Genomic DNA, 16,097 nt, shown 5'->3' on the forward strand with positions numbered 1-16,097 from the left:
AGCGCGACGACGAGGTGGTGCAGCGATGGGCGTCGAAGTGGTGCGGTGCCGCCGCGCGGGCGGGGAGTCGCCGTGAACTCGCCCGGCTCCAGCCACCGCGTCCCCGCGAGCGCCGCCTTCGCCCAGGTCGGCAGGCTCGCCACGCTGTCCTGGGAAGTGCTGCGCGCCGTGCCCAGGCGCCCGTTCCAGGTGCGGGAGTGGGTGCAGCAGGCGTGGCTGTTCGCGAGCGTCACCATCCTGCCGACCGCGCTGGTGGCCATCCCGTTCGGCGCGGTGATCGCCATGCAGCTCGGGTCGCTGACCCAGCAGATCGGCGCCCAGTCGTTCACCGGCGCGGCCAGCGCGCTGTCCATCCTGCAGCAGGCCAGCCCGCTGATCACCGCGCTGCTGGTGGCCGGGGCGGGCGGTTCGGCGGTGTGCGCGGACATCGGCGCCCGCACCATCCGCGAGGAGATCGACGCGATGGAAGTGCTCGGCGTCTCCGTGGTGCACCGGCTGATCGTGCCGCGCGTGCTCGGTGCCGTGTTCGTGTCGCTGCTGCTCAACGGGCTGGTGAGCGTGGTGGGCGTGGCGGGTGGCTACTTCTTCAACGTGGTGCTGCAGGGCGGCACGCCCGGCGCCTACCTGGCCAGCTTCAACGCGCTCGCGCAGCTGCCCGACCTCTACGTCAGCGAGCTCAAGGCGCTGATCTACGGGTTCGTGGCCGGGGTGGTCGCCGCCTACCGGGGCCTGCACCCGGCCGGCGGGCCGAAGGGCGTGGGCGACGCGGTGAACCAGGCCGTGGTGATCACCTTCCTGCTGCTGTTCGCGATCAACCTGGTGATCACCGGGATCTACCTGCAACTCGTTCCGCCGAAGGAGTTGTGATGGTCGCGACCGAGCAGTACCTGCCGCCGCCGACGCCGTGGCGGCGCCGGTTCGCGCTGCTGTTCTCCCGCCCCGGCGACGCGCTCGCCGGGCTCGGGTGGCAGCTGGCGTTCTACCTGCGGGCGCTGGCGCTGGCGCCGTTGACGTTGCGCAAGTACCCGCGGGAGACGGGGCGGCTGCTCACCGAGGTGATGTTCGGCAGCGGCGCGCTCGCCGTCATCGGCGGCACGCTCGGCGTGATGATCGGGATGACGGTGTGCACCGGCGCGATCGTCGGGTTGCAGGGCTACTCCTCGCTGGACCAGCTCGGCACCTCCGCGCTGACCGGGTTCATCGCCGCCTACTTCGACACCCGCGAGGTCGCGCCGCTGTCGGCGGGCCTGGCGTTGTCGGCGACGGTCGGCTGCGGGTTCACCGCGCAGCTCGGCGCGATGCGCATCTCCGACGAGATCGACGCGCTGGAGGTGATGGGCGTGCGCACCGTGCCGTACCTGGTGACCAGCCGGGTGCTGGCCGGGCTCGCTGCGGTGATCCCGCTGTACGTGGTGGGGCTGCTCGGTTCCTACTTCGCGTCGCGGCAGATCACGGTGTGGTTCTACGGGCAGTCCGCGGGCACCTACGACCACTACTTCCACCTGTTCCTGCCGCCGCAGGACGTGCTGTGGTCGTTCGGGAAGGTGCTGGTGTTCAGCCTCGTGGTGATCCTGACGCACTGCTACTACGGCTACACCGCGCGCGGCGGGCCCGCGGGCGTGGGCATCGCGGTGGGGCGGGCGGTGCGCACCTCGATCGTGCTGGTGGCGGTGCTGGACTTCTTCCTGAGCCTGGCGATCTGGGGTTCCACCACGACCGTGCGGATCGCCGGATGAGGCGGGCGCGGCGGGACCGGCGCGGGCACCAGCTGCTGGGGCTGGTGTTCCTGCTGGTGTCCGCGCTGTTCTTCACCAGCATGATCGGCTTCTACCGGAAGTCGTTCACGCCGGTGGTGCCGGTCGTGCTGCACACCGACCGGGCGGGCAACGAGCTGCGCGCCGGATCGGACGTGAAGGTGCGCGGCGTGCTCGTCGGCGAGGTGCGCGCGGTGCGGCCCGGGCCGGACCGCGCCGAGCTGGACCTGGCGTTGCGCCCGGAGATGGCCGAGCGGATCCCCGCCTCCGCCACCGCGCGGCTGCTGCCGAAGACGCTGTTCGGGGAGCGCTACGTGTCCCTCGCGCACACCGGCCCGGGCACCGGCCCGCACCTGGTCGCCGGGGACGTGATCGGGCAGGACCGCAGCTCCGCCGCCATCGAGGTGGAACGCGTCCTCGACGACCTGCTGCCACTGCTGCAGGCCGTGCGGCCGCAGCAGCTCGCGGCCACGCTGAACGCGGTGTCGCAGGCGCTGGACGGACGCGGCGCGCAGCTCGGCGGCACGTTGCGCGACCTCGACGGCTACCTCGCCCGGTTCAACCCGTCGCTGCCGCGGCTGCGGTCGGTGCTGGGCCGCGTCGACGACGTCGCCCGCACCTACCACGAGGCGGCACCCGACCTGCTGCGCGCGATGCGGGACCTCACCACCACCAGCGGCACGATCGCGGAACGGCGCGACTCGTTCGAGCAAGTCTGGAACACCACCGCCGTCACCGCGGAGAACGCGACCCGGTTCCTGGAAGCCAACGGGGACAACCTGATCCGGCTCGCCGCCGATTCGCGGTCCACAGTGGACCTGCTCGCCCGGTACGCGCCGCAGTACGGCTGCGTGCTCGATCAGCTCACCCGCAGCATCCCCATCGCCGAGCGGGCGTTCGGCGCGGGCGACGCGAACCCGATGCAGAAGGTCACCATCGAGATCACCGGCAGCCGCGGGAAGTACCTGCCCGGCGTCGACACGCCCCGCTACGAGGACACCCGCGGCCCGCGCTGCTACCCGTGGGTCGAACCGCCGGACCGCTTCCCGCAGTACCCGCCCGGCGGGCCGTTGCAGGACGGCTCCACGCACCCGCCGCCGCACGGCCCGGGGGAGCAGCAGCCCGCCGCCACCAGCGCGCAGTCCGCGGACGGGCCGCTGGTGAACTCGCCCGCCGAACGCGACCTGGTCGCCGCGCTGCTCGCGCCCGAGCTGCACCGCATCCCGGGCGACGTGCCGGACTGGAGCAGCGTGCTCGTCGGACCCGTCTACCGCGGAGCGGAGGTGACCCTGCGATGAGGGCCGGACTCGCCGCACCGCTGGTCAAGCTGTCGTTGTTCACGCTCGTCACCGGGCTGCTCACCGGGCTGCTCGCGATGACCATCGCCGCCTCCGACGTCGGGTCCACCACCGGCTACGCCGCCGAGTTCGACGACGCCTCCGGGCTCGGCGAAGGCGACGAGGTCCGCATCGCCGGGGTGCGGGTCGGGCAGGTCACCTCGCTGGAGGTGATCGACGGGCGCCGCGCGCTGGCCCGGTTCCAGGTGGACGCGGCGCGGCGGCTGCCCGCGGACGCCATCGCCACCGTGAAGTACCGCAACCTCGCCGGGCAGCGCTACCTCGCGCTCGACGCGGCCCTCGACCCCGGCGAAGCCGTGCTGCCCGCCGACGCGGTGCTGCCCGTCGCCCAGACCCGGCCGGCGCTGAACCTCACCGCGCTGTTCAACGGGTTCCAGCCGCTGCTGCGCGCCCTCGAACCGGGTGACGTCAACCGGCTCTCCGGCGAGCTCGTCCAGGTGCTGCAAGGGGAAGGCGGCACCGTGCAGAGCATCCTCGCGCACACCGCGTCGCTGACCGGGACGCTCGCCGAGAAGGACCAGGTGATCGGGCAGGTGATCGACAACCTCAACGCCGTGCTCGCCCAGGTCGGCGCCCGCGGACCGGAACTCGCCGGGCTCGTCGACGCGCTGCAACGCCTCGTCAGCGGCTTCGCCGCGCAGCGCGAACCCGTCGGTGACGCGGTCGCCGCCCTCGACGAGCTCACCGGCACCACCGCCGGGCTGCTGCGCGACGTCCGGCCGCCGCTGCGCGAGGACGTGGCCGCGCTCGGCGACCTGTCGGCGAACCTGAACGCCGGGCTGCCGCAGCTGGAGCACGACCTGCGGACGCTGCCGGGCCGCCTCGACTCGCTGACCCGCACGGTGAGCTACGGCAGCTGGTTCAACTTCTACCTGTGCCGCCTCACCGGAACCGTCGGCATCTCCGGGCTCGACGTGCGAGCCCAGGTGCTGCCGCTGCCCCCGACCCGGATGCCCGAGAGGTGCCGCCCATGAGCACCGCGCTGCGCGACCGCGACCAGGCCACCGTCGGCGTCGTCGCCCTCGGGCTGCTGACCGCCGTGACGCTGCTGGCGTTCTTCGCGAACGACCTGCCGCTGCTCGGCGGCGGCACCACCTACTCGGCGCGGTTCACCGAATCCGCCGGGCTCGCCGCGGGCGACGACGTGGAGGTCGCCGGCGTCCGCGTCGGCGAGGTCACCGAGGTGGGCCTCGACGGGAACCGGGTGCTGGTGCGGTTCCGCGTCGAGGACGTGCCCGTCGGCGACCGCAGCACGGTGTCCATCCAGCTGAAGACCTTGCTGGGCGCGAAGAACCTGGCGCTGCGTCCCGACGGCGCGCACCCGCAGGACCCGGACCGCACCATCCCCGACGCCCGCACCGAGGTGCCCTTCGACATCCCCGACGCCCTCGACCAGGTCGCCCGCAGCACCGGCCGGGTCGACACCGACCAGCTCGCCCGCAGCTTCCAGGTCCTGTCCGAGAGCCTGCGCGGCGGGGAGCAGCACCTCGGCGGCGCCGTGGACGGGCTCGCCGCCCTGTCCCGCACCATCGCCTCCCGCGACGAGCAGCTCGCCGACCTGCTGCACCACGCCGCCGACGTCAGCGGCATCGCCGCCGACCGCGACGCGCAGGTCGCCCGGCTCGTCGGCGACGGGAACCTGCTGCTCGGCGAACTCCAACGCCGCCGCGACGCCATCGGCTCGCTGCTGCGCGGCACCCAGGAGGTCTCCGCGCAGCTGCGCGGGCTCGTCGCCGACAACCAGCAGCGGCTGAACCCGGCGCTGCGCGAGCTGCAGCAGGTCACCGCCATGCTGCAGCGCAACCAGGACCAGGTGGCGGCCACCATCGCCGCGCTGCGGCCCTACGTGACCGGGTTCAACAACACCGTCGGCAACGGGCGCTGGTTCGACGGCTACCTGTGCGGGCTGGTGCCGCCGACCGTGGACGCCGGCCCGCTGCAGATCAACCCGCACGGCTGCGACCTCCGCGGAGGTGGACGATGAACCGGAGACCGGCGACGGCGCTGCTCGCCTTCGGCTGCGTGCTGGTGCTGCTGCTCAGCGGCGCGCTGTGGTGGGTGCTGCGCGACCCGGGCACCCGCATCACCGCCTACTTCGAGCGGGCCGTGGGCCTGTACCCGCAGTCGTCGGTACGGGTGCTGGGCGTCGAGGTCGGCCGCGTCACCTCGGTGCGGCCCGAAGGTGGCCGGGTGCGGGTGGAGCTGAGCGTGGACCGCGAGCTCCGCGTCCCCGCCGCGGCGGGCGCGGTGGTGGTGGCGCCGAGCCTCGTCAGCGACCGGTACGTGCAGCTCACCCCCGCCTACGAGGGCGGCCCGGAGCTGGCCCCCGGCGCGGTGCTCGGCACCGACCGCACGATGGTCCCCGCCGACCTCGACGACCTGTACCGCAGCGCCAACGCGCTCACCGAAGCCCTCGGGCCGGACGGCGCCAACCGGGACGGGGCGCTGTCGGACCTGCTCGGCACCGCCGCGGCGAACCTCGACGGCAACGGGGCGAAGCTGAACGAGACGGTGCGGCGGCTCGGCGAACTGTCGGCCACCCTCGACGGCTCGCACGACGACCTGTTCGCCACCGTCGACCACCTCAACGAGTTCACCGCGACGCTGGCCGCCAACGACGCGCAGGTGCGGGACTTCCACACCCGGCTCGCCGACGTCTCCGGGTTCCTCGCCGACGAGCGGCAGCAGACCGCCGCCGCGCTGAGCTCGCTGACGGCCGCGCTCACCGAACTCGACGGGTTCGTGCGGGACAACCGGGAATCGGTGACCGCCAACGTGGACCAGCTCGCCGACGTGACCCGGGCGCTGGTGGAGCAGCGGGAAGCGCTCGGCGAAGTCCTCGACATCGCCCCGACCGGGATGAGCAACTTCATCAACGCCTACGACGCCGCCTCCGGCACCGTCGCGGTCCGCGCCAACATCAACGAGCTGACGTTCCCGCCGGTGCTGCTGGTGTGCAAGCTGCTGGAATCCGCGGCGCGGGGGGGGGGGGGGGGGGGGGCGGGGGGGGGGGGGGGGGGGGGGGGGGGGGGGGGGCCCCCCCCCCCGCCGCCCCCCCCCCCCCCCGGGGCCCCCGGGGGCCGGGGGGGGGGCCGCGGTGCGTCCGGGCCGGGCTGGACGAAGATCCACCTGGTGGCGGTGCCATCGCCCGACCGGGAATTCCGGCCGGGTGCGCGGAGGTTCCGCTGTGAAGTCGGGTGCTGGGGCGGCACGCGAGTCGCGCGGACACGTACGCTCTAGGGGTGCTCTCCGTGGTACCCACCCCCATCACCGTGCGTGTCCCGGCCAAGGTGAACCTGCACCTGTCGGTCGGCGATACCCGCCCGGACGGCTACCACGAGCTGGTCACCGTCTTCCAAGCGCTCTCGCTCACCGACGAGGTGACGGTGCGCACCGCCGACGAGCCCGGCATCGAGGTGCACGGCGAAGGCGCCGACTCGGTCCCGACCGGGCCGAGCAACCTGGCGTGGCGGGCGGTGCAGCTGCTCGCCGAGCACTCCGGCCGCGACCCGGAGGAACCGGGCGTGCAGCTCACGATCCGCAAGGGCATCCCCGTCGCGGGCGGCATGGCGGGCGGCAGCGCCGACGCGGCCGCCGCGCTGCTGGCCGTGAACGCGCTGTGGCGGCTGGAGATCGGCCGGGACGACCTCGCCGACCTCGCCGCGAAGATCGGCAGCGACGTGCCGTTCTCGCTGCTGGGCGGGACCGCGCTCGGCACCGGTCGCGGCGAGCGGCTGGTCCCGGTGCTGGCCCGGCACACCTTCCACTGGGTGATCGCGCTGGACCGGCGCGGCCTGGAGACCCCCGGCGTGTACGCAGAGCTGGACCGGCTGCGCGGCGACACCGGCCCGCACCGCGTCGGCGAGGTGGAACCGCTGCTGGAGGCGCTGGCCTCCGGCGACCCGCGGCAGCTGGCGCTGCTGCTGGGCAACGACCTGCAGTCCGCGGCGGTGTCGCTGCGGCCGAACCTGCGCCGCACGCTGCGCGCCGGCGTGGAAGCGGGCGCGCTCGCCGGGATCGTGTCCGGCTCCGGCCCGACCTGCGCGTTCCTGTGCACCGACGACGACGCCGCGGTCCGGGTGGCCGCCGAGCTGTCCGGCGCGGGCGTGTGCCGCACCGTGCGGGTCGCGCAGGGCCCGGTGCCCGGCGCGCGGATCGTCGGTGACGACCGCGCCGACCGGCCCACCCCGCCGCAGGTCCACGCCTGACCCACCCCCACGTTCCTCTGGAGATCCACACCCCCGATGGCGAACCTGATCAACCTCGAATCGGTGAGCAAGAGCTACGGAGTGCGACCGCTGCTGGATGGCGTCTCCCTCGGCGTCGACGAAGGCGAACGCATCGGGGTCGTCGGCCTCAACGGCGGCGGCAAGACCACGCTGCTGGAAGTGCTCTCCGGTGCCGAAGAACCCGACTCCGGCCGCGTCAGCCAGTCCCGCGACCTGCGGATGGCCGTCGTCACCCAGCGCACCGAACTCCCGCCCGGGTCGACCGTGCGCAACGCCGTGCTCGACCCGCACGGGTTCACCGCCGAGCACGAGTGGGCCGCCGACGCGCGGGTCCGCTCGGTGCTCACCGGGCTCGGCATGACCCGGCTCGGGCTGGACACGCCCGTCGCCGACTTCTCCGGCGGGGAGCGCCGCCGGGTCGCGCTGGCCGCCGCGCTGGTGCGCGACCTCGACCTGCTGGTGCTGGACGAGCCGACGAACCACCTCGACGTGGAAGGGGTGCGCTGGCTGGCCGATCACCTGCTGGCCCGCCGCTGCGCCCTCGTCATCGTCACGCACGACCGCTGGTTCCTGGACACCGTCTGCAACCGCACCTGGGAGGTCACCCAGGGCAAGGTGGAGCAGTACGAAGGCGGCTACGCCGACTGGATCTACGCCCGCGCCGAGCGCGGCAGGCTCGCCCAGCAGGCCGAGGAGAAGCGGCAGAACCTGGCCCGCAAGGAACTCGCCTGGCTGCAGCGCGGTGCGAAGGCCCGCACCTCCAAGCCGCGCTACCGGGTGGAGGCCGCCGAAGCGCTGATCTCCGACGTCCCGCCGCCGCGGGACACCGTCGAACTGGTCAGCTTCGCGAAGCGGCGGCTCGGCAAGACCGTCGTCGAGCTGGAGGACGTCGACCTGCGGATCGCCGACCGCACCCTGCTGCGGGACGTGACCTGGCGAATCGGCCCCGGCGACCGGATCGGCGTCGTCGGCGTGAACGGCTCCGGCAAGACGACGCTGCTGCGGCTGATCGCGGGCGAACGCGAACCGGACGCGGGCACCCGCAAGGTCGGCGCCACCGTGCGGCTCGCCCACCTCACGCAGGAACTGCACGACCTGCCCGGCGACTGGCGGGTGCTGGAGGCCATCGAGGACGTGGCCGAACGCGTGCAGCTCGGCAAGTACGAGCTCACCGCCTCCCAGCTGGGGGAGCGCTTCGGGTTCGGCAAGGGGCGGCAGTGGACGCCCGTCGGCGACCTCTCCGGCGGGGAGCGCCGCAGGCTCCAGCTCGCGCGGCTGCTGATGGGCGAGCCGAACGTGCTGGTGCTCGACGAACCGACGAACGACCTGGACATCGACACCCTGCAGCAGCTCGAAGACCTCCTCGACGGCTGGCCCGGCACCCTCGTCGTCGTCTCGCACGACCGGTACCTGGTGGAGCGGGTGTGCGACCGGGTCGTCGCCCTGTTCGGCGACGGGAAGCTCAGCGACCTCGTCGGCGGCATTGAAGAGTACCTGCGGCGGCGCAGCTCGCTGCTCGAAGCGGAGGAGTCCGTCGGCAAGCAGGCCGTCGACTCGGCCGAGGCCAAGGAGAACAAGCTCTCCGGGGCGCAGGAGCGGGCCGCGCGCAAGGACCTCGCCAAGCTGGAGCGCCAGCTCGACAAGCTCGGCAAGAAGGAGCAGGACCTGCACGTCAAGCTCGCCGAGGCCGCCACCGAACCCGAGCGGCTGCAGGGGCTCAACGCCGAGCTGCGGGCGCTGTCGCAGGAGAAGGACGAAGTAGAAGCCCGCTGGCTGGAACTGGCCGATCAGCTGGATTGAGGTCGTTGTCCTGCTGCGAGGGGGTGGGGTGGCGGAACCTCAGCGTTTCCCTCGCTGCGGGATCTTTTTCCCGAGTGGCTCCGCCACGAGGGGAAAGCTGTCCTCGCGAGGGAAACGCTGAGAACCCGCGGGTGGTCCTGTTGATCGGGTGGTCGTCAGCTCATCGGCTTCGCCGCTGACATGCAACGGATACGACCTGCCGAGCAGGTTCACGGGCAGGCGGTCCTCGCTGTGGGTCGAGGTGGGCGGGTTCGGTCGGTAGGACCTTTCGCCGGGGTGGATTGGTCGCTGCGACGGTTTCCCGCACCTGGGAACGGTCGTAATGTGCGTCACATGAGCCGGTTCGTGGACGGGATCGTGGCCTCGGCGCTCGACGGCGGGGCGGACGCGCGCGGGCTGGTCACCGGCGAACCCCGCGCACCCCGGCGCCGCACCTGGGCCGAGGTGCACGAGCAGGCCCGGTGCGTTGCCGCCGCGCTCACCGGCACCGTCCGGCCCGGCGCGGCGGTCGCCGTGCTCGCCGCCGACCCCGGCCTGATCGCACCGGCCGTGCAAGGCGGCTGGCTCGCCGGGAACAGCGTGACGATGCTGCACCAGCCGACGCCGCGCACCGACCTGGCGCGCTGGGCGCAGGACGCGGTGCGGGTGCTCGGCGTGATCGACGCCGAGCTGGTGCTGCTCGGGCCGCCGTTCGAGCCGCTCGCCGACCTGCTCGACTCGCACCGCATCCGGTACCGCGACCTCGCGGGCCTCGTCGCGCACCCCGAGCCGCTGGCCGAGCCGGTGCCGGTGGCGGAGGACGCGACCGCGCTGCTGCAGCTGACCAGCGGATCGACCGCGGAGCCGAAGGCGGTGCGGATCACCCACGGCAACCTGGCCGCGAACACCGCCGCGATGGTCGAGGCCGCCCACCTGGACCCGGCGGGGGACGTGGCCGTGTCCTGGCTGCCGCTGTTCCACGACATGGGCCTCGTCGGCACCCTCACCGTGCCGATGGCGATCGGGATGGAGGCGGTGCAGGTGACACCGACCGACTTCCTCGCCGCCCCGCTGCTGTGGCCGAAGCTGATCGGCAAGTACGGCGGCACCGTGACCGCGGCGCCGAACTTCGCCTACGCCATCGCCGCGCGCCGGATGAGCCGCGCCGAGGACGGCGAGTTCGACCTGTCCGGGCTGCGGTTCGCGCTCAACGGCGCCGAACCGATCGACGTGTCGGCGGTCCGCTCGTTCACCGCGGCCGGTGCCCGCTTCGGGCTGGGCGACGCGGCGGTGGTGTGCGCCTACGGGATGGCGGAGGCGACGCTGGCCGTGACGTTCGCCGAGCTCGACCGGCCGACGCGGGTGGACGTGGTCTCCGCCGAAGCGCTGGAGGTGCGCGGCCGCGCCGAACCCGCCACCGGCGGCGGAACGCGATCGTTCGCGCTGCTCGGGCCGCCGCTGCCCGGGATGGAAGTGCAGGTCGTCGACGACGCGGGGAACGAGCTGGGCGAGCGCGCGGTGGGCCGGGTGCGGGTGCGCGGCGCCGCCGTCACGCCCGGCTACCGCACCGCGGACGGGCCGGTGCCCGCGCAGGACGCGGCGGGCTGGCTGGACACCGGGGACGACGGTTACCTCGTCGACGGCCAGGTCGTCATCTGCGGCAGGCGCAAGGACGTGATCATCATGGGCGGGCGGAACGTCTACCCGGTGGACGTGGAGCGCGCCGCGAGCGAGGTCGCCGGGGTGCGCGCGGGGAACGCGGCCGCGGTCCGGCTCGACGCGGGGAGCCGCCGGGAGCGGTTCGCGGTCGTCTGCGAATCGGCGTCCGCGGGCGACGGGGCGGCGGAGAAGGCGCTGCGCAAGGAGATCACCAGCAGCGTGGTGCGGGCCGTCGGCGTCCGCCCGGCCGCAGTCGTGGTGCTGCCGCCCGGATCTCTGCCGAAGACCCCGTCCGGCAAGCTCAAGCGCGCCGCCACCGCGGAACTCGTGCCGCCCGCCGCCGGCTGATCAGTGGAAGCGGTTCTGCGCGGCTTCCAGACCGTCCGCGGCCAGCGCCTCGACGGCGTCGGCGCACAGGTCCACGAAGTAGCCGAGGTCCTTGCGCTCCGCGCCGGAGAAGTCCTTGAGCACGTAGTCCGCCGGGTCCATCCGGCCCGGCGGGCGGTCCACGCCGAACCGCACCCGCAGGTAGTCCTTGGTGCCCAGCGACTTGGTGATGGACCGCAGCCCGTTGTGCCCGTTCTCGCCGCCGCCGCGCTTGAGCCGGACGGTGCCGTACGGCAGGTCCAGCTCGTCGTGCACCACGATCAGCGTCTCGGGGGTGGCCTTGAAGAACTTCGACGTGCCCGCCACGGGGCCGCCGGAGAGGTTCATGAACGACCGGGGCTTCGCCAGCACGACGCGGCGGGCGCCCAACCGGCCTTCGACGACGTCGGCGCCGGACTTGTGCGCCTTGAACCCACCGCCGACGCGGGCGGCGAGCTCGTCGGCGACGAGGAAACCGACGTTGTGCCGGTTGCCCGCGTAGCGCGGTCCCGGATTGCCGAGTCCGACGATCAGGACGGGCGAGTCAGGAGTGGTCACCAGGCTGCGTCCTCGGATGGGGGTCGCAGCTGATCAGCGGCGACCTCGGGATGGCCGGCCCCGTGCCGGGGCGGCCGCGCGGTGTTCGGCCCGGGCGGGCCGGAGCCGCGGCGGCCGGGACGCGGTTCACCGCATCCCGGCCGCCGGCCCGACGTCGTGGGCTCAGGACTCCGAGGCGGTGGCGTCCTCGGGCTCGTCCTCGACGCCGACCGCACCCTCGGCGTCGATCTCGGACTCCATGTCGGCGGCGCTGGGGGCCTCGCTGATGCTGGCGACCAGGCCCTCGGGGGCGGAGCTCAGCGTGACGCCCTTCGGCAGCCGCACGTCGGAGGCGTGGATCTGGGTGCCGTCCTCGGCGCCCTCCACGGAGACCTCGAACTGCTCGGGGATGTGCAGCGCCTCGGCCTCGACCTCGAGCTCGTTGAGGTCCTGGGTGACCAGGGTGCCCGGGGCGGCGTCGCCGACCAGCACGACCGGCACGTTCACGGTGACCTTCTCGCCGCGCTTGACCAGCAGCAGGTCGACGTGCTCGATGTAGTTCTTGATCGGGTGCGCGGTGATGGTCTTGGTCAGCGCGAGCTCGTTGGCCGAACCGGCGACCTCCAGGGTCAGCACCGCGTTCTGGCCGTTGTCGCGGACGGCGCGGGCGAACTCGACCGCGGGCAGCGACAGGTGCTTCGGGTCGGAGCCGTGGCCGTAGAGGACCGCGGGGATCTTGCCGGCGCGGCGGGTGCGACGGGCTGCGCCTTTGCCGAACTCGGTGCGCGGTTCGACGGAAATACGTACCTCGGACACGGTGGTGCACTCCTCGTGACGTCGGGCGGAACGGAACTGGTCGGCGGCCTGCGGCGGCGGGGGCACCACTTGCGTGGTCGGCGCGTACCGGACGGGGCGGCACCTTGTGCGGGCGGCGCCGGCGGTCCTTCGCGTCCACGAGGGCGAACACCGAGCCGCCGCGTCGATCACGCCGGGTGGCAGGACCCGGCCTCGCCGAGGCAACCCGAACAGTTTAGAGCCTGCGCGGGAAGGGGGCGCCGCCCGGGTGGGTGCAGGGGCGATCAGCGGTCCTCGCGGGCCGCGTCGTACTCGGCACGGGCGGCTTCCACGTCGGTCACGTGGGCTTCGGCCCAGTCGGTGATGGCCTGGATCGGGGTGCTCAGCGACCGGCCCAGCGCGGTGAGCTCGTAGTCCACCCGCGGGGGAACTTCCGCGTGGACGGTCCGGTGGAGCAGGCCGTCGCGCTCCATCGCGCGCAAGGTCTGGGTGAGCACCTTCGGCGCCACTCCGCCGATGGCCGCGCGCAGCCGGGTGAACCGCAGCGGGCCGTCCAGCAGGTTCAGCACCACCAGCGACGTCCAGCGATCTCCGATGCGGTCGAGCACCACGCGAGTGGGGCAGGCGGGGTCGTGCACGTCCGGGACCAGGTTGGTAACCACCAGGTACTTATAGCACTGTGAAGTCACTGGTCACCAATGGTTACCATCCTGGTCAGGTCCACGACTGGAGGAGATCTCGCATGCGGATCGTTCTGTTCGGCGCCACCGGGTACGCGGGCGGCCGGATCGCGAAGGAAGCGCTGTCCCGCGGCCACGAGGTGATCGGGGTGGCCCGCGACGTGAGCGGACTGCCCGAAGCCGACGGGCTCAGCGGGCGCCAGGGCACGATGCACGACCCGGCGTTCGTGCTCGACGTGACGAAGGGTGCCGACGCGGTGCTCATCGCCACCCCGGGCCGCCCGGCGGCCGACGGCAAGAAGCTGCTCGACGCGGTGCCGACACTGCTCGACGCCGCGCGCACCAACGGCTTCCGGCTCGGCGTCGTCGGCGGGGCGGGCAGCCTGCGCGTCGCCGAAGGCGGTCCCCGCGTCATCGACACCCCGGACTTCCCGGCGGAGTTCAAGCTGGAGGCGGGTTCGCACGCCGAGGTGCTGGACGCGCTGCGCGAAGCCCCCGCCGACGTCGACTGGTTCTACGTGAGCCCGCCCGCGGTGTTCGGCGCCTACGCGCCGGGGGAGCGGACCGGCACCTACCGGGTCGGCGGCGACCTGCTGCTGTCCGACGAGGCGGGGAACTCGACGATCGGCGGCGACGACTTCGCCCTGGCCTTCGTCGACGAGCTCGATGCACCGGCCCACCACCGCACCCGCTTCACGGTCGCTTACTGAGGCTTCGTGGGCTCGTCTCCGCTCAGCGGCTTCGCCGCTGACAGGCGAAGTGCGGCAGTGCCGGTGCCCGTGCGTCACGGTTTGGTCGCCGACGGGTGACCGGCACCACGCGCGGCGATAGTTTGACGCGCATGTCCGCAGACACGAGCTCCGGCCAGGGCGCCGAGAACGGCAGCGCGCCGCAGGTCCCGGCCACCGGCTGGGCGCGGTTCAAGCAGATCGGCCCCGGCATCATGGCCGCCGCCACCGGGGTCGGCGCGGGCGACCTGGTCGCAACCATGGTCGCCGGCGCCCGGTACGGGTACACGCTGTTCTGGGCGGTGCTGCTGGGCACGGTGTTCAAGCTGGCGCTCGGCGAGGCGGTCGGGCGCTGGCACCTCGGCGGCGAGCGCACGATGCTCTCCGGCTGGCGCTCGCTCGGCCGGTGGGCCACCGCCTACTTCGGCGTGTACATCGTGATCTGGGGCTTCGTGTACGGGGCCACCGCGATGTCCGCCTCGGCGCTGCCGCTGAACGCGCTGTTCCCGGTGCTGCCGGTCGGCGGCTGGGCGGCGCTGTGCGGGCTGCTCGGCCTGGCGCTGGTGTGGTTCGGCCGCTACGCGGTGCTGGAGAAGATCATGACGGTGCTGGTCGGGGTCATGTTCGTGACCGTCGTCGGCACCGCGTTCCTGGTCGGGCCGAACCTGCTGGAGCTCGGCGAGGGCCTGGTGCCGCGGCTGCCCGCGGGCTCGGTGGCCTACGTGCTCGGCCTGATGGGCGGTGTCGGCGGCACCATCACGATGGCCGCCTACGGCTACTGGACGTTCGCGAAGGGCTGGCGGACGCCGAAGTGGCTGCCGATCATGCGGATGGACAACACCGTCGGCTACCTCACCACCGGCATCTTCGTGGTGGCGATGCTGGTGGTGGGCGCGGAGATCCTGCTCGGCCAGGACCTGACCGAGAGCGACAAGGGCCTGCTCAACCTCGGCGACGTGCTCGCCGCCGACTACGGCGAATGGGCGCGGATCCCGTTCCTGGTCGGCTTCTTCGCCGTCGCGTTCAGCTCGGTGATCGGCGTGTGGAACGGCGTGAGCCTGCTGTTCGCCGACTGGTGGCGGACTTGGCGGCTGCCGAAGGAGGCGCCGGTGGAGACCGCCGAGGCCTACGACCACAAGGCGGGCATGCACAGCGCGCCCTACCGGATCTACCTGCTGTGGCTGACCTTCCCGCCGATGCTGCTGCTGCTGTTCAGCAAGCCGTTCCAGCTGACGCTGGTGTACGGGGTGCTGGGCGCGCTGTTCATGCCGTTCCTGGCGGGCACGCTGCTGGTGCTGCTGAACTCGCGCTCGATGATGCCGGCCGAGCACCGCTCCCGGTGGTTGTCGAACACGCTGCTGGTGCTGTGCCTGCTGCTGTTCGTCGGCGTGGCGATCAACGAGCTCGTCGGCCTGTTCTGACGAGCGGGACGGGTGTGACGCGCGCCTCTGCCGGAATGGTGGAAGCTTCAAACACGTTGCTCGGAGAAACCGCGAGCAAGGAAGTGATCATGACCTCGACCGATTCGACGACCGGCCTCCAGCTGTCCGAGGAAGCCCAGGACCTGCTGTTCCGCAACGCCCGCACGGCCAACACCTTCAGCGCCGACGAGGTCACCGACGAGCAGCTGCGCGCCATCCACGACCTGGTCAAGTGGGGCCCGACCTCCATGAACCAGCAGCCGCTGCGCATCGTCCTGATCCGCTCCGACGAGGGCAAGCAGCGCCTGCTGCCGCACCTGGGCGGGGGCAACCGGGCCAAGACCGAGAGCGCTCCGGTCGTCGCCGTGCTCGCCGCCGACACCGACTTCCACGAGAACCTGCCGCGGATGTTCCCGCACGCCCCCAACGCCAAGGACATGTGGGCGGACGACGACTTCCGCACCGAGCACGCCAGGCTCAACGCGAGCCTGCAGGTCGCCTACTTCATCCTCGGCGTGCGCGCCGCCGGCTTGGCCGCGGGCCCGATGACCGGCTTCGACCCGGCGGGCATCAACGCCGAGTTCTTCCCGGACGGCAAGCAGCAGGTGCTCGTCGTGGTCAACATCGGCAAGCCGGGCGAGGACCCGTGGTTCGACCGCCTGCCCCGCCACGACTACGACGAGGTCGTCACGACCATCTGATCGCGCTCGGCCCGCCCGCTCCGGGCCGACCGCCGCGGACGCGCAACGGCCCGGCCCCGAGGGGGACCGGGCCGTCGTGCGTTCGGACTT

General features: G+C 72.9%; 15 protein-coding genes. 12 read left to right on the forward strand and 3 right to left on the reverse strand.

Features of this window, described 5'->3' with window-relative positions:
• The first annotated feature begins 72 nt into the window (after positions 1-72).
• The 9 genes from LCD31_RS14005 (at position 73) to LCD31_RS14045 (ending at position 11,127) form a co-directional block, all read left to right on the forward strand.
• On the forward strand, positions 73-867 hold the full coding sequence (locus LCD31_RS14005) for an ABC transporter permease (protein WP_224958591.1): 795 nt from the start codon (positions 73-75) through the stop codon (positions 865-867).
• Positions 867-1,736: an ABC transporter permease gene (locus LCD31_RS14010; RefSeq protein WP_224958592.1), complete on the forward strand. Its 870-nt coding sequence runs from the start codon at positions 867-869 to the stop codon at positions 1,734-1,736. Before LCD31_RS14005 ends, LCD31_RS14010 begins: the two co-directional genes overlap by 1 nt.
• Positions 1,733-3,052, forward strand: a complete 1,320-nt coding sequence (locus LCD31_RS14015) for an MCE family protein (RefSeq protein WP_224958593.1) — start codon at positions 1,733-1,735, stop codon at positions 3,050-3,052. The genes LCD31_RS14010 and LCD31_RS14015 overlap by 4 nt, the downstream gene beginning before the upstream one ends.
• Positions 3,049-4,086, forward strand: a complete 1,038-nt coding sequence (locus LCD31_RS14020) for an MCE family protein (RefSeq protein WP_224958594.1) — start codon at positions 3,049-3,051, stop codon at positions 4,084-4,086. The genes LCD31_RS14015 and LCD31_RS14020 overlap by 4 nt, the downstream gene beginning before the upstream one ends.
• Entirely contained in the window at positions 4,083-5,096 is a 1,014-nt protein-coding gene (locus LCD31_RS14025) for an MCE family protein (protein WP_224958595.1), read from the forward strand. Before LCD31_RS14020 ends, LCD31_RS14025 begins: the two co-directional genes overlap by 4 nt.
• Positions 5,093-6,352: an MCE family protein gene (locus LCD31_RS14030; RefSeq protein WP_224958596.1), complete on the forward strand. Its 1,260-nt coding sequence runs from the start codon at positions 5,093-5,095 to the stop codon at positions 6,350-6,352. The genes LCD31_RS14025 and LCD31_RS14030 overlap by 4 nt, the downstream gene beginning before the upstream one ends.
• Positions 6,353-6,363: 11 nt before the next feature.
• Entirely contained in the window at positions 6,364-7,320 is a 957-nt protein-coding gene (locus LCD31_RS14035; protein WP_224958621.1) for a 4-(cytidine 5'-diphospho)-2-C-methyl-D-erythritol kinase, read from the forward strand.
• Positions 7,321-7,356: 36 nt separating this feature from the next.
• Positions 7,357-9,141, forward strand: a complete 1,785-nt coding sequence (locus tag LCD31_RS14040; protein WP_224958597.1) for an ABC-F family ATP-binding cassette domain-containing protein — start codon at positions 7,357-7,359, stop codon at positions 9,139-9,141.
• A 333-nt stretch (positions 9,142-9,474) separates the two neighbouring features.
• Positions 9,475-11,127 (forward strand): fatty acyl-AMP ligase, encoded by a 1,653-nt coding sequence (locus LCD31_RS14045; RefSeq protein ID WP_224958598.1) that lies wholly within the window; start codon positions 9,475-9,477, stop codon positions 11,125-11,127.
• Here the strand turns inward: LCD31_RS14045 and pth are convergent, their stop codons facing one another.
• From pth to LCD31_RS14060, 3 genes are all read right to left on the reverse strand, one after another.
• Complete coding sequence (pth, locus tag LCD31_RS14050; RefSeq protein WP_224958600.1) at positions 11,128-11,703, reverse strand: aminoacyl-tRNA hydrolase; 576 nt, start codon at positions 11,701-11,703, stop codon at positions 11,128-11,130.
• A gap of 162 nt (positions 11,704-11,865) precedes the next feature.
• Positions 11,866-12,498, reverse strand: coding sequence for a 50S ribosomal protein L25/general stress protein Ctc (locus LCD31_RS14055; protein ID WP_224958602.1), 633 nt, complete (start codon positions 12,496-12,498; stop codon positions 11,866-11,868).
• Between the two features lie 263 nt (positions 12,499-12,761).
• The gene (locus LCD31_RS14060) at positions 12,762-13,139 is read right to left on the reverse strand and encodes a winged helix-turn-helix transcriptional regulator (RefSeq protein WP_374108039.1); all 378 of its coding nucleotides are present in this window, start codon (positions 13,137-13,139) and stop codon (positions 12,762-12,764) included.
• Between the two features lie 80 nt (positions 13,140-13,219).
• On the opposite strand from LCD31_RS14060, the gene LCD31_RS14065 reads away from it, so the two are divergent.
• From LCD31_RS14065 to LCD31_RS14075, 3 genes are all read left to right on the forward strand, one after another.
• Positions 13,220-13,867, forward strand: coding sequence for an NAD(P)-dependent oxidoreductase (locus tag LCD31_RS14065; RefSeq protein WP_224958604.1), 648 nt, complete (start codon positions 13,220-13,222; stop codon positions 13,865-13,867).
• A gap of 131 nt (positions 13,868-13,998) precedes the next feature.
• On the forward strand, positions 13,999-15,306 hold the full coding sequence (locus LCD31_RS14070) for an Nramp family divalent metal transporter (RefSeq protein ID WP_224958605.1): 1,308 nt from the start codon (positions 13,999-14,001) through the stop codon (positions 15,304-15,306).
• Positions 15,307-15,395: 89 nt separating this feature from the next.
• Complete coding sequence (locus LCD31_RS14075; protein ID WP_224958606.1) at positions 15,396-16,007, forward strand: malonic semialdehyde reductase; 612 nt, start codon at positions 15,396-15,398, stop codon at positions 16,005-16,007.
• Positions 16,008-16,097 lie beyond the last annotated feature (90 nt).

It is taken from the genome of Saccharopolyspora sp. 6M (assembly GCF_020176775.1).
GTDB lineage: Bacteria > Actinomycetota > Actinomycetes > Mycobacteriales > Pseudonocardiaceae > Saccharopolyspora_C > Saccharopolyspora_C gregorii.

Bases quoted from the DNA above. Each gene is read 5' to 3' on its own strand.
- LCD31_RS14075 (WP_224958606.1), top strand. From the start codon at position 15,396: ATGACCTCGACCGATTCGACGACCGGCCTCCAGCTGTCCGAGGAAGCC.
- LCD31_RS14025 (WP_224958595.1), top strand. From the start codon at position 4,083: ATGAGCACCGCGCTGCGCGACCGCGACCAGGCCACCGTCGGCGTCGTC.
- LCD31_RS14015 (WP_224958593.1), top strand. From the start codon at position 1,733: ATGAGGCGGGCGCGGCGGGACCGGCGCGGGCACCAGCTGCTGGGGCTG.
- LCD31_RS14045 (WP_224958598.1), top strand. From the start codon at position 9,475: ATGAGCCGGTTCGTGGACGGGATCGTGGCCTCGGCGCTCGACGGCGGG.
- LCD31_RS14040 (WP_224958597.1), top strand. From the start codon at position 7,357: ATGGCGAACCTGATCAACCTCGAATCGGTGAGCAAGAGCTACGGAGTG.
- LCD31_RS14030 (WP_224958596.1), top strand. From the start codon at position 5,093: ATGAACCGGAGACCGGCGACGGCGCTGCTCGCCTTCGGCTGCGTGCTG.
- LCD31_RS14010 (WP_224958592.1), top strand. From the start codon at position 867: ATGGTCGCGACCGAGCAGTACCTGCCGCCGCCGACGCCGTGGCGGCGC.
- LCD31_RS14070 (WP_224958605.1), top strand. From the start codon at position 13,999: ATGTCCGCAGACACGAGCTCCGGCCAGGGCGCCGAGAACGGCAGCGCG.
- LCD31_RS14065 (WP_224958604.1), top strand. From the start codon at position 13,220: ATGCGGATCGTTCTGTTCGGCGCCACCGGGTACGCGGGCGGCCGGATC.
- LCD31_RS14020 (WP_224958594.1), top strand. From the start codon at position 3,049: ATGAGGGCCGGACTCGCCGCACCGCTGGTCAAGCTGTCGTTGTTCACG.